A 2,915-nucleotide genomic window follows, 5' to 3' on the forward strand; every position below is an offset into this window, starting at 1 on the left:
CGAGGACCTGGCCGCGCTGAGCAGCGCGACGCTGCGTGGGCTGCGCCGGCGCAGATGGCCTCGCTGAGCTCCGAGCAACTGGCCGTGCTGAGCGGCGCGCAGACCGGCGCGCTGACGACGGCGCAGCTGCGCGACCTGAGCGACGAACAGCTCGCCGCGCTGGGCACCGGCGCGATCCAGGCGCTGTCCACCCGCGTGATCGCGACGCTGACCGACCACCAGCTCGGCGTGCTGAGCTCGGACCAGCTGCAGGCGCTGACCAGCGGCCAGATCCGCGCGCTGGGCACGGCGCAGCTCGCGGCGATGAGCCCGGACGACCTGAACGCGCTGAGCACCGCGCAGTTCGCGACGCTCACTTCGGCGCAGTTCCGCGGCCTGACGACCGACCAGGTGGCGCAGCTGGAGCCGGAGGATTTCGGCGCGCTGAACGCGACGGTGATCCGCTCGCTCAGCAGCGCGCAGGTGCAGGCGCTGGACGTCACGCTGGTGGCCGCCTTCAGCACTGGGCAGACCGGCGCGATGACCGCGGCGCAGGTGGCGGCGCTGACGCCGGCCCAGCTGCAGGTGCTGGCCCCGGCCTCGCTGCAGGCCATCAGCACGCTGGCGATCCGTGGCCTGAGCGCCGACCAGCTCGACGCGCTCGGCCCGACCGGCCTGGCCTCGCTGCGCGACGGTCAGCTCGCCGCGCTCAGCACGGCGCAGGTGCGCACGCTGGACCATGACAGCCTCAATGCGCTGGGCACCCATTTCGCCGCGCTGACCTCCTTCCAGTTGGCGGCGATCTCGACCGACGAGATCGGCGCGCTCGATCCGGCGCTGCTGGCCGCCGTCAAGCCGATCTACCTGAGCGCGCTGAGCACCGAGCAGATCCATCTGCTGAGCCGCGAGCAGGTCGGCGCCTTCGGCAGCGCGCAGACCGCGCTGCTGGGCACCGGCCAGGTCGCGGCGCTGACGCCCGCCCAGATCGACGCGCTGTCCACCGACGGCGTGCGCGGCCTGAGCGTCCAGGCCCTGCAGGGCTTCACGACCGAGCAGCTGAACGCCCTGGTGCCCGACCAGTTCGCGGCGCTGCGCACCAACCAGGTCGCCGCGCTCACGACGACCCAGATGGCCGCGCTGGAACAGGTCGACCTGAACGCCCTGGATTCGGCGCAGTTCTCGGTCTTCTCGTCCCGGCAACTGGCGGCGCTGGGCACCGACCAGATCGCCAACCTCGAGTTCCAGGACGTGGTGGGCCTGACCACCCGCGCCCTCGCCGGATTGAGCTCGACCCAGATCGCCGCGATGAACGGCGACAGCATCGCCTCGCTGAGCAACGCCCAGCTCGCGGCGCTGAACTCCAAGCAGCTGATGGGGCTGACGGCCGACCAGATCGACCGGCTGGGCACGGCGCAGCTGGCCAGCCTGGGCTCGCAGGCGCTGCTGGGGATGAGCAGCGACCAGTTCGGCTCGCTCGACCTGGACCAGATCGGCGCGCTGTCGGTCAAGCAGATCGCGGCGCTGAACTCGCTGCAGATCGCGGCGATGGATCCGACCGCGCTGGCGTCGCTGACGACGCTGCAGTTCGCGGCGCTGCGCTCGTCGCAGCTGGCGGGGCTGAACGCCACGCAGCTCGCGGCGCTGGAGACCCAGGACCTGGCGGTGCTGCACACGACGGCGCTCAAGGCGATGGGCTCCGACCAGATCGCGCTGCTGAGCGTTGACCAGGTGGCGGCGCTGCGGCCCGACCAGGTCGGCGCGCTGAGCTACCAGCAGGCGGCGGCCATGACCACCGAGCAGATCCAGGCCCTGGGCACCGCCCAGATCCTGGGCCTGACCAACGTGCAGGTGCTGGCCTGGACCAGCGACCAGATCGCCGCGCTGGACGCGCAGGACGTGGCCCTGCTGCCCGGCCGCGCGATCCGGGTGATGGACGCCGGCGACTTCGCCGGCCTCACCACCGATCAGGTCCACGCGATGACCAGCCTGCAGTTGGCCGAGATGACGACGGCGCAGCTGGCCGGCTTCGGCACCGAGGACTACGCGGCGCTGAGCTCCTCGGCCTTCCGGGCGCTGGGGACGGCGACGCTGAACGCGCTGTCGACCGAGGTCTTCGCCTCGCTCGGTTCGGACCAGGTCCACGGGCTGTCGACGCAGACGCTGCGCGGGCTGCACACCGAGGCCCTCGCGGCGATGAACTCGGACGCGATCGCGGCGCTGGACAGCCACCAGGTCGCCGCGCTGAGCTCCCAGCAGGTGGCGGCGATCTCGTCCGAGGGCTTCGCGGCGATGTCCAGCGAGGATCTGGCCGCGCTGAGCCGCGACCAGGCCCGGGCGCTGACGCTGGACCAGATCCATGCGATCGGCACCGACGCGATCGTCGGCTTCGAGACCCGCGACCTGGCCGCGCTGAACATGGACCAGGTGCTGGCCTTCAGCACCGAGGCGCTGCAGGCGATGAGCGGCGCGCAGCTCGACGCGCTGTTCCTGGCCACGCCCATCCTGCTGAACCTGGACGGCCACGGGCTGGGCACGGTGTCCGCGGCGCAGGGCGTGAGCTTCGACATGAACAACACCGGCCATGCCCAGCAGTGGGGCTGGATGGCGCAGGGCAACGGGCTGCTGGCCCGCGACCTGAACGGCAACGGCCAGATCGACTCCGGCGGCGAGCTCTTCGGCAGCGGCACCGTGCTGGCCAACGGCCATCGCGCGGCCAACGGCTACGAGGCGATGCAGGCGCTCGACGCAACGCGGATCACGTCCTCAATGCGCAGGACGCCGCCTTCTCGCAGCTGCGGATCTGGGCCGACGCCAATGGCAACGGCAAGACCGACGCGGGCGAGTTGAAGTCGCTGTCGGAGCTGGGCATCGTCGAGCTGGACCTGGCCGCCCGCTCGAGCGCGACCGTCGATCACGGCAACCTGGTGGGCCTGATC

Annotated in this window: 1 pseudogene; it reads left to right on the forward strand. The window is 71.7% G+C overall.

The features are described 5' to 3' along the window. Positions 1-2,826: pseudogene (locus tag FUT87_RS28820) on the forward strand (hypothetical protein); the annotation flags it as partial. Positions 2,827-2,915 lie beyond the last annotated feature (89 nt).

This window comes from Mitsuaria sp. TWR114, assembly GCF_007997345.1.